Genomic DNA, 20,090 nt, shown 5'->3' on the forward strand with positions numbered 1-20,090 from the left:
CATGAGCCCACGGCAAAAAGTCCTGATCGTCGACGACGAACCGGATATCCGCGAACTCCTGGAAATCACCCTGGGACGGATGAAACTCGACACCTTCAGTGCCCGCAACCTCGGCGAAGCCCAGGCCCTGCTGTCGCGAGAGACGTTCGATTTGTGCCTGACCGACATGCGCTTGCCGGACGGCACCGGCCTTGAGCTGGTGCAACACATCCAGCAACGCCACCCAAACGTACCGGTGGCAATGATCACCGCTTACGGCAGCCTGGAAACGGCGATCAACGCCCTCAAGGCCGGCGCGTTCGACTTCCTGACCAAACCGGTGGACCTCACTCGCCTGCGGGAACTGGTCAGCAGCGCACTTCGGTTGCCTGCGCCGGGCGGCACAGGCATCGCCATCGATCGCCGGCTGCTGGGCGATTCACCGCCGATGCGCGCCTTGCGCAAACACATCGACAAACTGGCCCGCAGCCAGGCGCCGGTGTACATCAGCGGCGAATCCGGCAGCGGCAAGGAATTGGTTGCGCGACTGATCCATGAGCAAGGACCGCGCGCCAGCCAACCGTTTGTCCCGGTCAATTGCGGGGCGATTCCGTCGGAATTGATGGAGAGCGAATTTTTCGGGCATCGCAAAGGCAGCTTCAGCGGTGCCATCGAAGACAAACCCGGACTGTTCCAGGCTGCCCATGGCGGCACCCTGTTCCTAGACGAAGTGGCAGATTTGCCGCTGGCGATGCAGGTCAAACTGCTACGGGCAATACAGGAAAAAGCCGTTCGCGGTGTCGGCGAGCAACAGGAAACCGTGGTCGACGTGCGTATCCTTTGCGCCACCCACAAAGACCTCGACGCCGAAGTCGCCGCCGAACGCTTTCGCCAGGATTTGTACTACCGGTTGAACGTGATTGAACTACGGGTGCCGCCCTTGCGCGAACGCCGTGACGACATCGAATCCCTCGCCAGCCATGTGCTCAAACGCTTGGCCATCAGCACTGGCCAACCCGCCGCAAAACTCCACCCCCAAGCCCTCGACGCGCTGAAAAGCTACCGCTTCCCCGGCAACGTGCGGGAACTGGAGAACATGCTCGAACGGGCGCACACGTTGTGCGAAAACAAACAGATTGAAGCCAGCGACCTGCGACTGGCCGAAGGCAACTGCAACCCGGAAGGTGGTGTGCCGGACCTGACACAGATCGACAACCTGGAAGACTACCTGGAAAACGTCGAACGCAACCTTATCCTCCAGGCCCTGGAAGAAACCCGCTGGAACCGCACTGCGGCGGCTCAGCGGTTGAATTTATCGTTTCGGTCGATGCGCTACAGGCTGAAGAAATTCGGGTTGGATTGAGGACCCCTTCGTCGGAACGCCGCCCGGAGCAAGCTCGCTCCCACAGGGTTCAGTGGTGTGGACATAATCTGAACACACCTCAGATCAATTGTGGGAGCGAGCTTGCTCCGGGCGGCGTTCCGACGATGGCGATCGGGCAAGCAATCAATATCTAACGGTTAAATACGTCCAGCCGGTGCATACGGCGCCGGATCAATGATCGGCTCACGCCCCAGCATCACATCCGCAAACAACTGACACGACGCTGGCGCCAGCACCAAGCCATTACGGTAATGCCCGCAATTGAGCCAAAGCCCTTCGAACCCTGGCACCCGACCGATGTAGGGAATGCCTTCCGGTGAGCCCGGTCGCAACCCGGCCCAGTGGCCGACGACCTCGGCATCCGCCAGTGCAGGAATCAACTCCACCGCTGACGCCTTCAGGCTCTCCAGGGCAGATTCGGTCGGCGTCTTGTCGAAGCCTTGATGCTCCAGCGTACTGCCGATCAGAATGTGCCCATCGCGCCGAGGAATCGCATAACGCCCCTTGGCCAGAACCATGCTCGGCAGGAAATCCGATGCGCATTTGTAGAGAATCATCTGCCCTTTCACCGGCTCTACCGGCAGGTCCAAGCCCAGGAGTTTAAGTAAATCACCGCTCCAGGCACCCGCGGTCAGCACCACCTGATCGCCATGAATCGCTCCCGCCGAGGTCTGCACCCCGACCACCGTAGCGCCTTCACGGATAAACCCGCTGACTTCACACTGCTCATGAATCGTCACGTTCGGCAGCGCCAGCAACGCAGCCTTGAGGGACTTCACCAGCCGCGGATTACGCACATTGGCCACATCGGCCATGTAGATCGCCCGGGAAAAACCGCTCCCCAGCACCGGCACCGCGTCGTGAGCCGCCGAGATATCCACAGCCCGCAACGGACGGTTTTCCCGCTCGGCCCATGCCAGCGCCTCGGCCTCATCATCCAGATCCAGCCAGTACAACCCGGTGGTATGCACTTCGGGATCGACACCGGTGGCGGCAAATAGTCGCTCGCCCAGCTGTGGATAAAAATCCTGGGACCAATGCGCCAACGCGGTGACCGCCGGGCTGTAGCGCCATGGGTAGAGCGGCGAGACGATGCCGCCGCCCGCCCAGGACGACTCCCGACCGACGTTCGAGCGATCCAGCAGCACAACGTTTTGCACTTCGGACGCGAGATTGAACGCTGTCAGCAGGCCAATCACGCCGCCGCCGACAATCACCACTTGCTGTTGCCTGGTCATGTTCTGATCCAACCGTTAAATAGACAGAGGGCACAAAAGGCGCCCGAAAAAGGAACTCAGCGACCCCAGCAATCTTTAGTGACGAGCCCGGACTGCGCATTGACCATGCTTCTGACACCGGTGTTGGTGATAGTGAAATCCCCACACTTGTCAGTTGCCATGGCTTTGCCAGACTTGCGCACGGCCGTCAGCAGGAAGGTCTGATCGGTCAGTGTCTGGGTAATGGTGTAAAAGTCATTGCCTGGGCTCAGGCCGGCGGCGTTGGTGTAAACATTGTTCTGCGAATAAAAACGCTCGAGGATCTGCGCCTGCTCGGAGAGCAGCCCGGCCACTTCAGTTCGACGGCCCTTTTTTACGTACTCGGTGAGGCTCGGGTAGCCAATGGTGATGACGATCCCGATGATCGCAATCACGATCATGATCTCGATCAGGGTAAAACCTCGGTTGGATCTGCGCATGCCTCAACTCTCACTTACTGTATTTGTCGCCACATGATGCGACGGCTGCCGCCGCTGCCGGGCTTTTCCACCAGGGAGCTGATGCCACCGCTGGAGTCGTTCACAATCTTGCGGGACGCATTGTTGACGATCGCGTTCAGCGTCGGAATACCACCGGTGAAAATCACCCCGCTGGAAATCGAATCCTTGATGTCGACCAGACCGTCGCCATTGGTGTCGAGCACCGCGTAGTTGAGCATCTTACCGCTGAATGCATCGAGTTCGACCAGTTTGCCGGTACCGAAACTGGCGCAAGGGTCGGTGGTGTCCACGCTGGCCGTGGTGAACACGATCCGGCCGGCCACCAGACTGGCCTGATTGATCACCTGCTCACCAGTTAGCACGTTGTTGTACACCAGCGGCAGGTACCAGCCTTTTTTCGCCGGATAGGTCACGTCGTTCTGGCTGGTGGTGATGAATTGCCCACTGCTACCGGAGAACACACCGGTCACCGCCTGGGCCTGCAAACTGGACGTTGTGATTTGCCCGGAGCCACCTTCCGCATCCCACACGGCATAGAACGCCTGGAGGTCTTTGTTGGTCTTGTCGGCCGTCTCATTGAATTTACCGGTACCGAAAAATACTTCCTTCCCTCCCAACGAATTGTCCGCCAGCAATGGTTGCGCGGTAATCGGCTGGGTGATGCCACCTGCGGTGGTAAACAGCGGTTTGCGGGAAAACGCCAGATCCCACGACTCCGGGGCGGTGGCGCTCAAATCAAACTTCCACAGCCTCCCCTTCAAATCGCCGCCATAAGCGGCCTGCACCACATTTTGCGAGTTGACTCGAAGTTTTACCGACGACAGGCCGTTGGTAGTCTCGGCGCCGTCGACCACTATTTTCTTGATCAGCGTGCCGTCGCGAATGTCGACCACGTACAACGCTGCCACCCCGGAGTTGCTGCCATAACCGTTGGAGATGAATGCGGCCCATCGACCGTCGGCCAAGCGTGCCACTTCCGGTCGTGCATAGGCATAACCCAGATCATTGAAAACGTTCGCCGAGTTTGCTGTGGCCGGTGCGCTGATCTCCCACAACGCCTTGGTTACGTTACCGGCCGATGCATCGAACAGTTGCAGCGCATAGAAGGTTCGCCCCCCCGCCCCTGTCCCGCCCAACGCAAGGGTTTTCCAGGCGCTGTTGAGTTGGGCATCGAACACGCCCACCTGGCCGTCCACCAGAAACTTGTGACTCACCCCGTTTATGTAAGTGGGGTCGGCGATGTAGCGCAGTGACGGCAAAACGCTGGACGGCATGAAAGCGTAACGCCGCGTTCCATTTGCCGCGTTGATGACATTTACAAACCCGTCGTTGGCGTTCACCACGAGGCTGGCGTTCATGGTTGCCGCTTTGGTTGCCAGATAGGTGCTGTAAGTGGTGTCGCCTGACAGATCGGACGCGGTTTTATCCGTGGGCGATGCCAGGGCCAACGGCGAATTGATGATGTCGCCAAGCAGCACACTGCGCACTTTCAGGCCAACCTTGTTGGTGCCCTTGCTCCACTCCACCAGATCGCTGCCGGTGATGCCGATGGGCAAACTCTGGCTGAGGGATGTTTGCTGGGCAGGGGAAAAACTGGCGTAAGCCAGCGTCACGGCCGCGTTGGTCAGGGTGTTCCAGGATTGATAGGTCGGCGCGGTGGCACCGGGCACGATGGCGGTATCGGTGGTCCATAACACCGAGGTGGTGTTGACCGCGCCAGCGGAGGTAAATCCATAGGACTTGATCGTACCGCGCCAATCCTTGGGATCGTAACTGGTCTGAAAGTAACTCGAACCGCTGGCCAGAATGGTCCCGCTGGTGACGCCACCCCCACCGGAGCCGGCCTTGGAGGTGATGTCGCCCAGCGCCGACGACAGTGCACTGTTGAGTCCTGCACTGTCGGTCGCCTGGTAATACTTGCCCTGCCCGTAAGTCGCAGCGTCCGACAACATCTGGTTCGCGATGGCGAACCCCACGGTGTAGGTGTTCATGTTCTGTTTGGGAAAATCCACTGCGTCCCAGTTTTTACCCGCAACATCAGTGCCGGTCGTGCGCATGTCGATGTCGAAGGCGAACTTGGCGATGTCATCCAGGTACAGGGTGTCGCCCTCATCGTCGCCGGAGAGGCTGGCGCCATCGTTATTGCTGATCCCGTCCCAGTTCGGTAACCGGCTGCCACCCAGCGGATCGTTGGTCGGAAAGGTTCGGTCGTAGGTCGGCAGACCATCGGTAATCACCACCCCGTAATTTTTCTGGCAACGGTACTGAATCGGACTGGTATAGGTGTTGGGCGTCGAGTTGTTGTATGGCGCCATGCCACGGAAATAGCGGGTGATTTCGTAATAGGCTTCTGCCAGCGGTGTATTGGCTTTCGCGCTCAGTTCATCGATCACGTCGATCAGTGCGTTGTAGTTGATATTGGCCTGAGCCTGGGTCACGGTGCCGCTGACCGCCGACATATCACTGACCGAACGGGCAATGTAACCGCCGTCATTCTTGTGGTTGCCGACCGCCAGATTGAACGTCGACAGGCCGATGCGCAGCGCGCGGTTGCTGGCCACCAACATCTTGGAAACGTTGCGCGCCACGTTCATCCGGTAATCATTGGGGATCGAGCCATCAGTGAAATCCCGATCTGAATTGTTGGCCAGACTTATCAGATAGGACAAGTAATTTGCCGTATACCGCGTGTCCTCGCTCCCCACCGGATCGGGAAGCTTGAGGCAAAGCGAATCCAGACCGGAAGAACTGTTGTTATAAAAACCGTACCAATCTTTCAAACATGTTCCTCGAGTTAAACTCGACAAAGCAATATTGGTATCGGTCATATCAAGCTCGCGGCCTTTCTTGCACGTACCATTGGAGAGGCAAATAGTCACCGGGGTGCGCGCGACCGTCGGGTCAAAGCCTGCCGCCCAGATAATGTTGTTCATACTCCCCGAGTCATCGAGTAACAGCATCACATTGGGTGCCACGGCGGCGCTCAACAGCGGCGAATCCGAGGGCGTGAAGGCGTAAGTCGGCGCTGCCAGATAAAGGCTCAACGCCGCGCCGCAGAACAACTGCAACAACCGATGGCGCCAACCTGTGCGCGCCTCAATATTTCGCATAGATACTCTCCACCACACTGCGCGAGTTGCCCGCGATGCCGACTGCGGTCACCCGGTACAGCGTTGTCGAGGTGTTGCTCGGCACATTCACGGCAGTCAAGGTGGTGCCGATGTTCTGCACCCCGTAAAAACCGCTACCGGAGGCGATCCAGGTGACCCCCGAGGTGGAATTGAAGCTGGCGCCGGTGATTGTCGACGACTCGGCCGGTGGCGCGCATTGGGTGGTGCCGCTACAGACCGGCAACGAAAAGGTATCCAGTTGCACCGCGCTTTCACCTACGCGCAACGCCGACTCGGCGCCCTGGAACGACTGATTGCGCAAGGTCACGCTGGCGGCCATTTTTTCCTGCAGGGTGGCGTTTTGCATCGATGAAAGACCGATCAGTGTCAGCAACAGAAGAAATACCAGGCTGACCAGCAGCGCCATGCCCCGCTGGGCGTGAGGGCTCCCGGGAGAAATATTCATCGGCCCTCCTCTCATGGCAAGCGGTTGCGCAGCGCGGCAACCACGTTGAAGGTTTGATTGCCTACCCGATTGTTCGGGTCGGTGAGGGTCAACGTCAGGCGAACACTACGGATGCGCGCCGAATCAGAGGGGTTGCTGCTGTAACTGGAGGCGGCGACATCCGTGGCGGAACTGGCGAGGCCGAAGCTCACGTTGAAGGCACTGACGTTGTTCACCAGCACCGCCTGAGCCGGCGTGCCGGTGCCGACACCCATCAGCAGTTGATTGTTGCTGAAGCTGTAGATCAAGCGCCGGATCGGAAACGCCAGCTCGCCCGACGCCGGAACTCGGGTGCCCGTGTAGGCCGTTGCATTGTTCCGACAATCGGAAACCACCGTCCAGGTCGGTACCCCGCCACCGCCGCCGACATCCGCAGTCACCAGAGTCAGTTTGAGGTTGGCGTTGTCCCAACTGATGGGCGTTGTCAGGCTGGCATTGAAGTCACCCGCCGAGCTTGAATCGGTGACCGCCCCCAGACATCCGAACATGCCGACCATGCGGATTTCCTGAATCATCTTACTCAGCACGAACCGCGCATCTTCCTGCATGGCGGCAGCGGCGTTCTGGCTGACATAGGTGTTCTTGGCCGCGATGAAAATCTGCGCCACGCCCAGGACCACGACCAAACTCAACGCCAGGGCGATCAGTAACTCGATCAGGCCGAAACCTCTGTTGGTCTGGTTCATGGCGTCGACACCGGATCGACGGTGGCGCGACTGGTCAGGACGAAACTGCGTCGCGAATTGGCGATGTTCGCAGCCCGCGAGTCATCCCAGGTGATGGTGATGGTGTACACCCGCTGATTGAGCGTAACGCTTCCGGTGGCAGTGGCGCCGCCGAAATTGACAATGTTGGTGGTGAAGTCGTAGAGGTCCTGATCCCGGGCGACGCTCAGGTTGCCGGAGGTCGGTGGCGTGACGGTGTAGTCGGCACCGGAGTTGGCGCGAATGCGGTCCATCATGTCGTAGGCGATAAAACTCGCCTGGCTGGTCATCCGGGCGCTGTCAGTGTACTTCAGCGCATTAAGCTGAATCGCTGCCGCCCCCAGCAGCCCCACGCTCAGAATCAACAACGCAACCAAGACTTCGATCAGCGTCATGCCCTCCTGTGCACGCTTGCTCCATCCCCTCATCCGCAACTTCCACCCAATAGAATTCGTCCGTTCAAACACACATTCAGCGTTCTGCTTTGTGCCCCCCGTACGTAGCTGATCACCACCGCCGTGGACGGTGCCGACAACCCGCCAAGGTTGTTGAAATCGATGGCGGTCACTCCTGAGGTTAGCGCCAGAGTCGCGCCGCTGCTCATCGCTGGAACAACCCGCAATACATTGGCCGGATTGCCAGTACCGTCAAAGACCGTTAATTCTCCGGTCCAGACGCTGCCGCCGGCCGTCGGGCGCAGCCGGGTGGTGACACCACGGTCGATGGCCTCAAGTCGGGCGAAATTCAGACCCCGTTGCAGATCGCCGATTTCGGTGTCGGCCTTGGTGATTTGCACCGAACGAGTAAACGCCGGTACGGCCAGAGTGATCAGGACCAGAAACACCGCGAGCGCGATCAGCAACTCGATCAGCGTGAAACCTTTTGTACGATGATCCATCGGTGCCCTCCGTTGCCGTCGGCTATACCTGCTTCTACACGCTAGAACATTCGACCGGCAGGTGTTCGGTTGTTTTGCCATTACTCGCGCAGGGATCGCGCGGGCCGCAGCACTCCAGGGAGGGAAATGACATGCATCAGCGAGGTTTCAGCCTGATCGAACTGCTCATGGGACTGACAATTGTCGGGATTGTTCTGCTGTTGGTCAGTCCGGCATTTGCTGCACTGACTGAATCGAACCATCGCGAGCAGGTGGCAGAGTCGCTTATCAGCGGTATACGCAACGCCAGAACCGTTGCCATCACACGCAACCAGAACGTCGTGATTCACGCCATCAACGGCGACTGGAGTCAGGGCTGGCGGATCATTCTGGATATCAGTGGCAAAGGGGCGGAGGACAACAGCAATCCGCTGCTGGTTGAGCGCGCGAGTGGCACTCGGGTGCCGATTGTCGGCAATTGGCCGGTCAGGCGATACATCCGTTTCAACAGTATTGGCGAGCCACAGATGCCCGGACGGGCCTTTCAAGCGGGGACATTGCACATTTGCGCAACCCGCGAACCGGTCACTCAGCTCCAAGTGGTGCTGGCCGCGACCGGCCGCGTCAGCCTGCGCAGCCATAAGGCTGAGCAGGCGCTGTGCCCCGGAGGCAAAAGCGTTAAAGCAGGGAGCGGACGCGCAACTCTTTAGGCATGGAGAAGGTAATGTTCTCCTCACGACCGGCCAGTTCATCGGCACCGGTCGCGCCCCACGCCTGCAACTGCTGGATCACGCCACGCACCAGGACTTCCGGTGCTGAAGCGCCAGCGGTGATGCCGATACGCTCGACACCGTCGAACCAGCTCTTTTGCAGGTCCTCGGCGCCGTCGATCAGGTAGGCCGGGGTGGCCATGCGCTCGGCCAGTTCACGCAAGCGATTGGAGTTGGAGCTGTTCGGGCTGCCGACCACCAGTACCACGTCGCACTCGTCGGCCAGTTGCTTGACCGCATCCTGACGGTTTTGCGTGGCGTAGCAGATGTCGTCCTTGCGTGGACCACCGATAGCCGGGAAGCGTGTACGCAGGGCGTCGATGACGCGGCTGGTATCGTCCATGGACAGGGTAGTCTGGGTCACGAACGCCAGTTTTTCAGGGTTGCTCACCTGCAAGGCGGCGACGTCTTTCTCGTCTTCGACCAGGTAGATCGCGCCACCATTGCTGCCATCGTACTGGCCCATGGTGCCTTCGACTTCCGGGTGACCGGCGTGGCCGATGAGAATGCATTCACGGCCGTCGCGGCTGTAGCGTGCAACTTCGATGTGTACCTTGGTCACCAGCGGGCAAGTGGCGTCGAACACCTTCAGGCCACGACCGGCGGCTTCGGTACGCACGGCCTGGGAAACACCGTGGGCACTGAAGATCACGATGACGTCGTCCGGCACCTGATCCAGTTCTTCGACGAAGATAGCCCCGCGAGCACGCAGGTCTTCGACGACGAATTTGTTGTGGACCACTTCGTGGCGCACGTAGATCGGCGGCCCGAAGACTTCCAGGGCGCGGTTGACGATTTCGATCGCCCGGTCCACACCGGCGCAGAAGCCACGGGGGTTGGCGAGTTTGATTTGCATGCTGTGCCTCGTGTCTTGCGCGCAGAAAGAATGCTGACCCCGCCCGACCGGAGTCGGGCGAAGGTTTTACAGCGCTATGACGTTGATGATCTCGACGTCAAAGGTCAATGTCTTGCCGGCCAGCGGGTGGTTGAAGTCGATGGTCACTTGCTCGTCATCGAATACCTTCACCACACCGGGCAACTCAGTATTGGCCGCATCGTTGAAGATCACCAGCAAGCCAGGCGACAGTTCCATATCCTTGAACTGCGAGCGCGGGATGATCTGTACGTTCTGCGGGTTGGGTTGGCCAAAAGCGTTTTCCGGCTGAATCGTCAGCGTGCGCTTGTCACCAGCCTTGAAGCCGAACAGCGCTGCTTCGAACCCTGGCAACAGGTTGCCGTCACCGACCTTGAAGGTCGCCGGGGCTTTGTCGAAGGTGCTGTCGACGGTGTCGCCGTTCTCCAGGCGCAGTGCAAAGTGCAAGGTGACTTCCGTGTTCTGGCGGATGCGTTGCTCAGCCAATACCTGTTCAGTCATGAACGGCTTCTCCGGTCTTTTTACTTTTGAACATGTCCAGCGCAAGCATCACGGCACCGACAGTAATTGCACTGTCGGCAAAGTTGAACGCCGGGAAGTACCAGCGGTTCTGCCAATGCACCAGGATGAAATCGATCACATGGCCATAGGCAATGCGGTCATACAAATTGCCCAGCGCGCCACCCAGCACCAGCGCCAAAGCGACGGCCAGCCAGGTTTCGTTGCGCCCCAGACGCTTGAGCCATACTACCAGCACCGCACTGACCACGACCGCGATCAGGGCAAACAACCAGCGCTGCCAGCCGGAGCTGTCGGCCAGGAAGCTGAACGCCGCGCCCGTGTTATAGGCCAGGGTCCAGCTGAACAAATCGGGGATCACCACGATTTGCTGGTACATCTCGAGCTTGCCTTCGAAGTAGAACTTGCTGGCCTGGTCGATGACCAGGACCAGCAAACTCAACCAGAGCCAGCTCAGCCGTCCGAAACGGCCAGCCGCATTAGGCATAGTGACGAACCTCGCCAGCGCCGCTGATGTTATCGACGCAACGACCGCAGATTTCCGGATGCTCCGGGTTCACGCCGACGTCTTCACGGCAGTGCCAGCAACGGGCGCACTTGGCGTGGCTCGACTTGACCACTTGCAGTTTCAAACCGCTGACTTCGGTGACCACGGCATCGGCCGGCGCCTGAACGAACGGTGCAACAGTAGCGGTCGAGGTGATCAATACGAAGCGCAGTTCGTTGCTCAGCTTGGCCAGGTCGGCGCTCAAAGCCTCTTCGGCGTACAGCGTCACTTCGGCTTGCAGGTTGCCACCGACAGCCTTGGCCGCGCGCTGGATTTCCATTTCCTTGTTGACCGCGACCTTCACCGCCATGATCCGCTCCCAGTAGGCGCGGTCCAGCTCGACGTTTTCCGGCAGCTCGGTCAGACCTTCGTACCAGGTGTTGAGCATTACCGATTCGTTACGCTCGCCCGGCAGGTATTCCCACAGTTCGTCAGCGGTGAATGCCAGGATCGGCGCGATCCAGCGCACCAGCGCTTCGGAGATGTGGTACAGCGCGGTTTGCGCCGAACGGCGGGCCTTGCTGTTGACGCCAGTGGTGTACTGACGGTCCTTGATGATGTCGAGGTAGAAACCGCCCAGCTCCTGCACGCAGAAGTTGTGGATCTTGGAGTAGACGTTCCAGAAGCGGTATTCACCGTAGTGCTCTTGCAGCTCGCGTTGCAGCAGCAGGGTGCGGTCCACGGCCCAACGGTCCAGCGCCAGCATTTCTTCGGCCGGCAGGATGTCGGTGGCCGGGTTGAAGCCGGTCAGGTTGGAGAGCAGGAAGCGCGCGGTGTTACGGATACGCCGGTAAGCGTCCGCACTGCGCTGCAGGATCTGCTCGGAAACCGCCATTTCACCCGAGTAATCGGTGGAAGCGACCCACAGGCGCATGATGTCGGCGCCCAGGGTGTCGTTGACCTTTTGCGGCGCGATCACGTTGCCCAGGGACTTGGACATCTTGCGACCGGACTCATCGACGGTGAAGCCGTGAGTCAGCAGTTCGCGGTATGGCGCGTGGTTGTCGATGGCGCATCCCGTCAGCAACGACGAGTGGAACCAGCCACGGTGCTGGTCCGAACCTTCCAGGTACAGGTCGGCACGTGGACCGGTCTCGTGGCCCATCGGGTGCGAACCGCGCAGAACGTGCCAGTGCGTGGTGCCCGAATCGAACCAGACGTCCAGGGTGTCGCTGATCTTGTCGTATTGCGGCGCTTCGTCACCGAGCAACTCGGCGGCGTCCATCTTGAACCAGGCTTCGATGCCTTCGACTTCGACGCGTTTGGCGACTTCTTCCATCAGCTCGGCGGTACGTGGGTGCAGCTCGCCGCTTTCCTTGTTCAGGAAGAACGGGATCGGCACGCCCCAGTTGCGCTGACGGGAGATGCACCAGTCCGGACGGTTGGCAATCATCGAGTGCAGGCGCGCCTGGCCCCAGGCCGGGACGAACTTGGTTTCTTCGATGGCTTTGATCGCCCGCTTGCGCAGGGTGTCGCCGGTCACAGGTTCTTTGTCCATGCCGATGAACCACTGCGCGGTGGCGCGGTAGATCAGCGGGGTCTTGTGACGCCAGCAGTGCATGTAGCTGTGTTCGATGATGCTGGTGTGCAGCAGCGCACCCACTTCGGTCAACTTATCGACGATGGCCGGGTTGGCTTTCCAGATGAACTGGCCGCCAAAGAACTCCAGCGACGTTGCGTAAACGCCGTTGCTCTGTACCGGGTTGAGGATGTCGTCATTGACCATGCCGTACTTCTTGCAGGTCACGAAGTCGTCTACGCCATAGGCCGGCGAGGAGTGAACCACGCCGGTGCCAGCGCCCAGTTCAACGTACTCGGCCAGGTAAACCGGCGACAGACGGTCGTAGAACGGGTGACGGAAGTTGATCAGTTCCAGCTCTTTACCGGTGGTGGTCGCGATGACCGAGCCTTCCAGGCTGTAACGGGCCAGGCACGACTCGACCAGCTCTTCAGCCAGCACCAGCAGTTTGTCGCCAACGTCGACCAGGGCGTAGTTGAATTCCGGGTGAACGTTCAACGCCTGGTTGGCCGGGATGGTCCACGGGGTGGTGGTCCAGATCACGATCGAAGCGGGTTTGCCCAGCGACGGCAGGCCGAAAGCGGCAGCCAGCTTGGCTTCGTCGGCAATCGGGAACGCCACGTCGATGGTCGAGGACTTTTTGTTCTCGTACTCGACTTCTGCTTCAGCCAATGCCGAACCGCAATCGAAGCACCAGTTCACAGGTTTCAGGCCCTTGAACACGAAACCGCCCTTGACGATTTCGGCCAGGGCGCGGATTTCACCGGCCTCGTTTTTGAAGTCCATGGTCTTGTACGGGTTGGCAAAGTCGCCCAACACGCCCAGACGGATGAATTCGGACTTCTGGCCTTCGATCTGCTCGGTGGCATAGGCACGGCATAGTTCGCGGGTTTTGTCCGCGCCCAGGTTTTTACCGTGGGTCACTTCGACTTTGTGCTCGATCGGCAGACCGTGGCAGTCCCAGCCCGGAACATAAGGCGCGTCGAAACCCGACAGGGTTTTCGAGCGGATGATCATGTCCTTGAGAATCTTGTTCAGCGCATGACCGATGTGAATCGTGCCGTTGGCGTACGGAGGACCGTCGTGCAGAACGAACTTCGGACGATCCTTGCCAATCTCGCGCAACTTACCGTACAGGCCAATGCTGTCCCAGCGCTGCAGAATCTGCGGTTCGCGCTGAGGCAGGCCGGCCTTCATTGGGAAGGCGGTGTCCGGAAGGTTTAGCGTGGCTTTATAGTCGGTCATTTAAGGCTCTTCATTAGCGATTGGCGCTAGGTGCGACAGGGCACGGGCGGCGGCAACATCCGCATTGATCGCCGTCTTAAGCGCCTCCAGAGAGGCGAAACGCTGCTCTTCACGCAGCTTGTGGTGGAAAACCACCGTCAAACGCCGGTCATACAGATCGCCGGCAAAATCTAAAAGATGCACTTCGAGGTGGGCTTTGCCATCACCTTGAACGGTTGGCCGCACGCCAATGTTGGCGACGCCTGGCCAGGTCTTGCCGTCGATGTCGACGTTGACTAGGTAAACCCCGGTCAACGGCACGCGACGACGCTTGAGTTGTATGTTGGCCGTGGGCGTACCCAACTGGCGCGCCAGCTTCTGGCCGTGCAGGACCCGCCCGGCAATCCGGAACGGACGACCGAGCAGTCGCTCGGCCAAGGCAAAATCGGCAGCGGCCAGGGCATTGCGGACCTGGGTGCTGCTGACGCGAATACCGTCCAGCTCGACGGTTTGCGCCGCTTCCACGGTAAAGCCCTGCAGAACGCCGGCCTGTTGCAGGAAATCGAAATCCCCTACCCGGTCGCAACCGAAACGGAAATCGTCACCGACCTCAAGATGTTGAACACCGAGGCCGTCCACCAGAATGGTGTCGACGAATTCGCTGGCGCTGAGCTTGCTCAGGCGGTGGTTGAAGGCCAGGCACAGGACCCGGTCGACACCTTCCTCGGCCAGCATCTGCAGTTTATCCCGCAGCCGGGCCAGACGGGCCGGCGCCGTATCAGGGGCGAAAAACTCTCGCGGCTGCGGCTCAAAAATCACCACGCAGCTTGGCACGCCCAACTCGAGCGCACGCTCACGGAGCCTCGCCAGGATAGCCTGGTGGCCACGGTGAACACCGTCAAAGTTGCCAATAGTGGCGACACAGCCCCGATGCTGGGGGCGCAGGTTGTGGAGGCCTCGAACCAGCTGCATAACGCGCTTCTTGCTCATAAAGTGGTCGATTATAACCACACCCGGCGGCCGACGACAGGCAACACCGTAACCCAAAGTGATCGAGCCGACAAAACCGTCGATTCGCCCGTGTTTATCGAGGTCGTGACCTCAGCTCAGCGCTTTGCGATTGAAGTCGCGCAAACGGAAGCCCATCAACAGCAACATGCCGAAATAAGCCACCACGCCGGCAACGACCAATGCGCCCAGACGCAGGAACCTCTCCAGCATATGCCCCTGATCCCAGGCAGGCATGAAATGCATCCCGCCCATTAACACAGCAGACATCACCAACACTGCAATCACTAGCTTGAAGCCGAACTTCGCCCAACCCGGTTGCGGCTCATACATCTGCTGCTTGCGCAGTTGATAGAACAGTAGGCCGGCGTTAATGCACGCGCCGATGCTGATGGCCAGCGCCAGACCGGCGTGGGCCAGCGGGCCGATCAACACCAGGTTGAACAATTGGGTAACGATCAGGGTAAAAATCGCGATTTTTACCGGCGTGCGGATGTTTTGTTGCGCATAAAAGCCCGGCGCCAGCACTTTGATCACGATAATTCCGAGCAAACCGACAGAATAAGCGATCAGCGCCCGTTGGGTCATGGAGGCGTCAAATGCGCTGAACTGGCCGTACTGGAATAAAGAAACCGTCAGCGGCTCGGCGAGAATCCCCAGCGCCAGGGAGCACGGCAACACCAGCATGAAACACAGGCGCAGCCCCCAATCGAGGATCCGCGAGTATTCCTGGCGATCCTTGCTGGCGTAGGTCTTGGCCAGGGTCGGCAGGAGAATCGTACCCAGCGCCACACCCAGAACACCGGACGGCAATTCCATCAAACGGTCGGCGTAGTACATCCATGACACGGAACCGGCGACCAGGAACGAGGCGAAAATGGTATTGATGATCAGCGAAATCTGGCTCACGGACACACCGAGAATGGCCGGCAGCATTTGTTTCATGACCCGCCAGACGCCGCTGTCACGCAGATTCAGTCGCGGCAACACCAGCATGCCGATCTTTTTCAGGTGCGGCAGCTGATAGAGCAATTGCGCCAGACCACCCACCAGTACTGCCCAGCCCAGCGCCATGACCGGCGGATCGAAGTACGGCGTCAGGAACACCGAAAAGATGATCATGCTGACGTTGAGCAGGGTCGGCACGAAGGCCGGCACCGAGAAGCGGTTATACGTGTTGAGGATCGCCCCGGCCAATGAAGACAGGGAGATCAGCAATATATAAGGAAAGGTCACGCGCAACAGGCTGGCCGTCAGCTCGAATTTTTCCGGCGTATCGGTGAAACCCGGCGCGGTCGCCCAGATGACCCACGGCGCAGCAATCATGCCCAACGCGGTGACCAACGCCAGCACCAGCGTCAGCAGACCCGAGACGTAGGCAATGAAGGTTCGCGTCGCCTCCTCGCCCTTCTGGCTTTTGTATTCGGCAAGAATCGGCACGAACGCTTGGGAAAATGCCCCCTCGGCAAAGATCCGCCGCAGCAGATTGGGCAATTTGAAGGCGATAAAGAAGGCGTCAGTCGCCATCCCGGCGCCAAATGTGCGCGCAATGAGAGTGTCACGAACGAACCCCAGAATCCGGGAAAGCATCGTGATAGAGCTGACGGCGGCCAACGATTTGAGCAGATTCATTGAAAGAGTTTGTGCCTGTCGATAAACAGCAGGCGAACAAAGCGCCTACTTATGCGATACTCCGCGCCGCAGCAGCACAGAGCCAAAGCTCGCGAGTTTACAGGTCAAGCGCCGGAAATAAATATCCCGCCTCTTTATACCTACCACTTAGCGGAACGTCTCAACCGCCCTTGACAAGACATCAACTCATCGGCATGATTCGCGGCCTATTTTGTTTGCTATTTCCTAAAAAGTCTTTCGAGGAGCTCGACGGTGGCCAACACACCTTCCGCCAAAAAACGTGCAAAACAGGCTGAGAAGCGTCGCAGCCACAACGCCAGCCTGCGTTCCATGGTTCGTACCTACATCAAGAATGTAGTTAAGGCCATCGACGCAAAAGACGCTGAAAAAGCTCAAGCTGCTTACGTTCTGGCCGTGCCAGTTATCGACCGTATGGCCGATAAAGGCATCATCCACAAGAACAAGGCTGCTCGCCATAAGAGCCGCCTGAACGGTCACGTCAAGGCTCTGAACCTTGCTGTTGCCGCATAAGCGATAAGCTTGTTAAAAAACCGACCCCAGGGTCGGTTTTTTATTGCCTGCGATTTAGTAAATCCAGCGCAAAAAAAATGGGAAGGGGCAGCCCCTAATGCCGATCAGTTAAGCCCTCTTGCTTGACCTTTGGCCGCAAGAAATCAAAATCCGATGCCTGTACTGGCATCGGATTTTTTTATGCGTCTCGCTCGGGCCCTAGAACTGACCCACAATATCGCCTCCACCCCTAACTCAATCGAGGGACTGGATTCTTTACTCGATCCATCTTTGGTCGAGCAGGCACTTGAACAGGCCGGCGTGGCGACCCTGCGCAAGCGGCGTTTGCCGCTGGAAATGATGCTTTGGTGCGTGATCTCCATGGCGTTCTTTCGACGCATGTCGGCCTGGGATGTGGTCAGCCGCATGAACATCATGCTGCCGGGACAACGTCCGCTGGTGGCGCCCAGCGCCGTAGTCCAGGCCCGTCAGCGATTAGGCAGCGAAGCTGTACGACAAGTCTTCCATCTGACTCAGAAAAGTTGGCATGAGGCCGTGGATCACCCAACTTGGGCAGGCTTGCGTTTGCTGGGGGTCGACGGTGTCGTATGGCGAACGCCCGATACACCCGAAAATCGGGCGCGCTACGATTCCGCCAGCAACCAGCATGGCGACACCGGTTTCCCCCAGGTGCGCATGGTCTGCCAAATGGAGTTGACCAGCCACATGCTGATCGGCAGCGCGTTGGATGGCTATCGCAGCAACGAAATGAAACTGGCGGAGCAACTGATCGAAACCACGCCCGATCACTCGCTGACGCTGTTCGATCGCGGTTTTTACTCCTTGGGTTTGCTGCATCAGTGGCAGCAAGCAGGCATCGAGCGGCATTGGCTGATGCCTCTGCGCAAAGGTGCGCAGTACGAAGTGATTCAGCGCTTGGGGCGCCAGGACGCTGTGGTCTCGTTGAGCACTTCGCCGCAGGCCCGCACGCAATGGCCGGGGCTGCCGGAGCGCCTGACCGCGCGATTGCTGAGCAAAACCGTCAAGGGCAAGGTTTGTCAGATCCTGACGTCGATGGCCGATCCGCTACGCTTCCCGTCCGACGAAATCGTCGACCTGTACAGCCAGCGATGGGAGATCGAATTAGGGTTTCGCGAGATGAAACAGACGCTGCTCAACAGCAGCTATACATTGCGTAGCAAGACGCCCGAGATGATCGAGCAGGAACTGTGGGGTGTGTTGCTGGGCTACAACCTGCTGCGCTACCAGATGGTGGAAATGAGCCGCCACTGTCCAGGTATTTACCCGTGCGAAATGAGCTTTGCCGCGTGTACTTGGGCAATTTTAGGGTTTATCAACAGCGTTTCGGCCGACCGTTCCGGGAACATCCCCAAATATCTGGCCGAGCTGCACGCCTCTGCCCCGCATTATGTTCTGCCGCATCGACGGGAAGAGCGCATTTATCCCCGCGCCATAAGGCTCAAATCACCGAAATATCCGATCAGAAAGAAAAATGCCAGTCAGCTTAACTGACTGGCATTAGGGGCAGCCCCTTCCCATACTTTTGAGCTTCTTTAGATTACTGAGCCTGCGCCCACGGCAGGATAGGGATGGCGGTGACCGCATTCTGCGGACTACCTTCGATCACACGATCACTATAGACCAGGTACACAAGCGTATTGCGCTTCTTGTCGAGGAATCGCACCACCTGCATAGTCTTGAACACCAGCGACGTGCGCTCCTTGAATACCTCGTCACCATCCTTCAACTCGCCTTTGAAGCTGATCGGCCCGACCTGACGACAAGCGATAGACGCTTCTGCGCGATCCTCAGCCAATCCCAAACCACCCTTCACGCCACCCGTCTTGGCCCGCGACAGGTAACAGGTCACACCCTCAACCTTTGGATCATCAAACGCCTCAACGACGATGCGGTCGTTCGGGCCGACAAACTTGAACACCGTTGACACCTGACCAATCTCCTCGGCCGAGGCCAGCAGCGGCATCGCCAACAGCAGACCCAACAATCCTTTTGCCACGCGCATTCAGGTACTCCTTCAGACCAGGATCAGGTTATCGCGGTGAACCAGTTCCGGCTCCGCCATGTAACCCAACAGACCGACAATCGCCTCAGACGACTGACCGATGATTTTTTGTGCTTCCAGCGCGCTGTAGTTGGCCAGGCCTCGGGCGATCTCACGACCGTCCGGTGCCACGCAAACCACCATCTCGCCACGACGGAAGCTGCCCTGGACCAGCTTGACACCCACAGGCAGCAAACTTTTGTTGCCTGTGGACAGCGCCGTCACCGCACCAGCATCCAGCACAAGCGTGCCACGGGTTTGCAGGTGCCCGGCCAGCCATTGCTTGCGCGCCGCCAACAGACCGCGCTCAGGCGACAGCAAGGTGCCGATGCGCTCGCCTGCCTTGAGACGATCCAGCACGCGCTCAATACGTCCGCCGACGATGATGGTATGCGCACCGGAGCGAGCCGCCAGCCGCGCAGCACGCAATTTGGTCTGCATGCCGCCACGACCCAGCGCACCACCTGTACCGCCCGCCACCGCATCCAGCGCCGGATCATCGGCGCGCGCTTCGTAAATCAGGTTGGCGTTAGGGTTGTTGCGCGGATCGGCGTCGAACATGCCATCGCGATCCGTGAGGATCACCAACAGATCAGCCTCGACCAGGTTGGCCACCAGCGCCGCGAGCGTGTCGTTGTCGCCGAAACGTATTTCATCAGTGACCACGGTGTCGTTCTCGTTGATCACCGGAATAACTTTCAGCTCGACCAGCGCGCGCAAGGTGCTGCGGGCATTCAGGTAGCGCTTGCGGTCAGACAAGTCGTCGTGGGTCAGGAGAATCTGCGCGGTATGCCGGCCATGCTCGGCAAAGCTCGACTCCCAGGCCTGCACCAACCCCATCTGACCGATGGCGGCAGCGGCCTGCAACTCGTGCATCGCACTGGGTCGTACGGTCCAGCCCAAACGGCTCATGCCGGCCGCCACCGCCCCGGAGGACACCAGCACCAACTCGACGCCAGCCTCATGCAAAGCCACCATCTGCTCGACCCAAACACCCATTGCCGCGCGATCGAGGCCCTTGCCGTCCGCCGTCAGCAAAGCGCTGCCGATCTTCACAACCCAACGCTGCGCACCTGTCACCTTGCTCCGCATCATCTTCAACCTTAGCTTGAGGACAGCGCGACCCAG

The 20,090-nt window shown here is 59.2% G+C and carries 19 protein-coding genes; 4 read left to right on the top strand and 15 right to left on the bottom strand.

Annotated elements, in window-relative coordinates:
- Position 1 precedes the first annotated feature (1 nt).
- Positions 2-1,342: a sigma-54-dependent transcriptional regulator gene (locus tag QFX16_RS24865; RefSeq protein WP_283181720.1), complete on the top strand. Its 1,341-nt coding sequence runs from the start codon at positions 2-4 to the stop codon at positions 1,340-1,342.
- 158 nt (positions 1,343-1,500) lie between these two features.
- On the opposite strand, the gene thiO is transcribed toward QFX16_RS24865, so the two are convergent.
- The 7 genes from thiO to QFX16_RS24900 are packed head-to-tail and all read right to left on the bottom strand — an operon-like array spanning position 1,501 to position 8,297.
- A complete protein-coding gene (gene thiO / locus QFX16_RS24870) occupies positions 1,501-2,601 on the bottom strand; it encodes a glycine oxidase ThiO (protein ID WP_283181721.1) in 1,101 nt (366 codons plus the stop codon).
- Between the two features lie 56 nt (positions 2,602-2,657).
- On the bottom strand, positions 2,658-3,059 hold the full coding sequence (locus tag QFX16_RS24875; protein WP_283181722.1) for a type IV pilin protein: 402 nt from the start codon (positions 3,057-3,059) through the stop codon (positions 2,658-2,660).
- Between the two features lie 14 nt (positions 3,060-3,073).
- Complete coding sequence (locus QFX16_RS24880) at positions 3,074-6,190, bottom strand: pilus assembly protein (protein WP_283181723.1); 3,117 nt, start codon at positions 6,188-6,190, stop codon at positions 3,074-3,076.
- Complete coding sequence (locus tag QFX16_RS24885; RefSeq protein WP_283181724.1) at positions 6,177-6,656, bottom strand: pilus assembly PilX family protein; 480 nt, start codon at positions 6,654-6,656, stop codon at positions 6,177-6,179. Before QFX16_RS24885 ends, QFX16_RS24880 begins: the two co-directional genes overlap by 14 nt.
- A gap of 11 nt (positions 6,657-6,667) precedes the next feature.
- Positions 6,668-7,381 (bottom strand): PilW family protein, encoded by a 714-nt coding sequence (locus QFX16_RS24890; RefSeq protein ID WP_283181725.1) that lies wholly within the window; start codon positions 7,379-7,381, stop codon positions 6,668-6,670.
- The gene (gene pilV / locus QFX16_RS24895; RefSeq protein ID WP_046048797.1) at positions 7,378-7,827 is read right to left on the bottom strand and encodes a type IV pilus modification protein PilV; all 450 of its coding nucleotides are present in this window, start codon (positions 7,825-7,827) and stop codon (positions 7,378-7,380) included. Before pilV ends, QFX16_RS24890 begins: the two co-directional genes overlap by 4 nt.
- A complete protein-coding gene (locus QFX16_RS24900; protein WP_283181726.1) occupies positions 7,824-8,297 on the bottom strand; it encodes a GspH/FimT family pseudopilin in 474 nt (157 codons plus the stop codon). The genes pilV and QFX16_RS24900 overlap by 4 nt, the downstream gene beginning before the upstream one ends.
- A 131-nt stretch (positions 8,298-8,428) precedes the next feature.
- Here QFX16_RS24900 and QFX16_RS24905 point away from each other — a divergent pair, with 131 nt between their 5' ends.
- A complete protein-coding gene (locus tag QFX16_RS24905) occupies positions 8,429-8,986 on the top strand; it encodes a GspH/FimT family pseudopilin (RefSeq protein ID WP_283181727.1) in 558 nt (185 codons plus the stop codon).
- Here the strand turns inward: QFX16_RS24905 and ispH are convergent.
- From ispH to murJ, 6 genes are all read right to left on the bottom strand, one after another.
- The gene (ispH, locus tag QFX16_RS24910; protein ID WP_283181728.1) at positions 8,955-9,902 is read right to left on the bottom strand and encodes a 4-hydroxy-3-methylbut-2-enyl diphosphate reductase; all 948 of its coding nucleotides are present in this window, start codon (positions 9,900-9,902) and stop codon (positions 8,955-8,957) included. The genes QFX16_RS24905 and ispH overlap by 32 nt on opposite strands.
- A gap of 66 nt (positions 9,903-9,968) precedes the next feature.
- Positions 9,969-10,406 carry an FKBP-type peptidyl-prolyl cis-trans isomerase gene (fkpB, locus tag QFX16_RS24915; protein WP_283184632.1) on the bottom strand — a complete coding sequence of 146 codons (438 nt, stop codon included), beginning with the start codon at positions 10,404-10,406 and terminating at the stop codon, positions 9,969-9,971.
- Between the two features lie 7 nt (positions 10,407-10,413).
- Positions 10,414-10,926, bottom strand: coding sequence for a signal peptidase II (gene lspA, locus QFX16_RS24920; protein ID WP_282381086.1), 513 nt, complete (start codon positions 10,924-10,926; stop codon positions 10,414-10,416).
- On the bottom strand, positions 10,919-13,750 hold the full coding sequence (gene ileS / locus QFX16_RS24925; protein WP_283181729.1) for an isoleucine--tRNA ligase: 2,832 nt from the start codon (positions 13,748-13,750) through the stop codon (positions 10,919-10,921). Before ileS ends, lspA begins: the two co-directional genes overlap by 8 nt.
- On the bottom strand, positions 13,751-14,701 hold the full coding sequence (ribF, locus tag QFX16_RS24930) for a bifunctional riboflavin kinase/FAD synthetase (protein WP_283181730.1): 951 nt from the start codon (positions 14,699-14,701) through the stop codon (positions 13,751-13,753).
- A gap of 129 nt (positions 14,702-14,830) precedes the next feature.
- Entirely contained in the window at positions 14,831-16,369 is a 1,539-nt protein-coding gene (gene murJ, locus QFX16_RS24935) for a murein biosynthesis integral membrane protein MurJ (protein ID WP_283181731.1), read from the bottom strand.
- Positions 16,370-16,621: 252 nt separating this feature from the next.
- Between murJ and rpsT the strand changes: the two genes are divergently transcribed.
- Together rpsT and QFX16_RS24945 are read left to right on the top strand one after the other, a co-directional pair.
- The gene (gene rpsT, locus QFX16_RS24940) at positions 16,622-16,900 is read left to right on the top strand and encodes a 30S ribosomal protein S20 (RefSeq protein ID WP_008154937.1); all 279 of its coding nucleotides are present in this window, start codon (positions 16,622-16,624) and stop codon (positions 16,898-16,900) included.
- A gap of 180 nt (positions 16,901-17,080) precedes the next feature.
- Entirely contained in the window at positions 17,081-18,412 is a 1,332-nt protein-coding gene (locus QFX16_RS24945; protein ID WP_283181584.1) for an IS4 family transposase, read from the top strand.
- A 46-nt stretch (positions 18,413-18,458) separates the two neighbouring features.
- Here the strand turns inward: QFX16_RS24945 and QFX16_RS24950 are convergent, their stop codons facing one another.
- On the bottom strand, positions 18,459-18,923 hold the full coding sequence (locus QFX16_RS24950; RefSeq protein ID WP_033054290.1) for a CreA family protein: 465 nt from the start codon (positions 18,921-18,923) through the stop codon (positions 18,459-18,461).
- A 12-nt stretch (positions 18,924-18,935) separates the two neighbouring features.
- A complete protein-coding gene (gene proB, locus QFX16_RS24955; protein WP_283184633.1) occupies positions 18,936-20,054 on the bottom strand; it encodes a glutamate 5-kinase in 1,119 nt (372 codons plus the stop codon).
- Between the last annotated feature and the right edge of the window lie 36 nt (positions 20,055-20,090).

It is taken from the genome of Pseudomonas svalbardensis (assembly GCF_030053115.1).
GTDB classification, from domain to species: Bacteria; Pseudomonadota; Gammaproteobacteria; order Pseudomonadales; family Pseudomonadaceae; genus Aquipseudomonas; species Aquipseudomonas svalbardensis.